This is a genomic window from Mesorhizobium sp. M0768 (assembly GCF_040320195.1).
Classification (GTDB): Bacteria; Pseudomonadota; Alphaproteobacteria; order Rhizobiales; family Rhizobiaceae; genus Mesorhizobium.
In genome coordinates, this window is record NZ_JAMYPD010000104.1 from 1 (window position 1) to 885 (window position 885).

Sequence of the window (885 nt, forward strand, 5' to 3'; positions counted from 1 at the left end):
GTGGAGCCCAAGTTCGTCTCCCCTGTTGATCCCGCCGCGCGCTGGACTGCCGCTTGGGGTGGCCCAGCCGTCTATGCCTATTGCACGAACTATTTGATCGACGTGGAGCACGCCATCATCGTGGACGTGGAGCCCTCGACCGCGGTGCGCCAAGCCGAGGTGACGGCCGCCAAGACTATGATCGAGCGGGCGCACGACGAGCTCGGCCTCTGGCCGGAGCGGCTGATTGCCGACACCGGCTACGGCTCGGCCGAAATGCTGAACTGGTTGGTGCATGAGCGTGGGATCGAGCCGCATATCCCGGTCTTCGACAAGTCTAGGCGCAAGGATGGCACCTTCTCGCGCGACGACTTCACCTACGACCATAAGGCCGATACATACATCTGTCCTGGCGGGAAGACGCTCAGGCAGCGCCAGAAGACCTATCGGATGCCACACCCTCTCGTCGACGAGAATGGCATGATGCGCTATCGCGCCAGCAAGCTGGATTGCGACGCCTGTGCCCTGAAGCCCAGCTGTTGCCCGAAGGAGCCGGCGCGCAAGGTGCTGCGCTCGATCTATGAGGGCGCGCGCGACATGGCCCGCGACATCGCAAAGACAGACGCCTACCAGACCTCACGCTATCAGCGGAAGAAGGTGGAGATGCTGTTCGCGCACCTCAAGCGCATCCTGAAGCTCGATCGATTGCGATTGCGCGGCCCCTGTGGTGCCCGCGATGAGTTCCACCTTGCAGCCATCGCCCAGAACCTCAGGAAATTGGCCAAGATTTGCACCCTCGGAACAAACGTCCGAGCCACTTAAGGCGAGGAGGTCGCGTCGACCTTAATCAAGACGCTTCGGTGCGAGTGGATCCACGGCTTCATCGCCGACTTCTTCAACACTATC

1 protein-coding gene is annotated in these 885 nt (G+C 61.7%); it reads left to right on the forward strand.

The features are described from left to right. Positions 1-801: transposase (locus tag NKI08_RS34510; protein WP_352775978.1), on the forward strand; the 801-nt coding region annotated here is incomplete at its 5' end. Positions 802-885 lie beyond the last annotated feature (84 nt).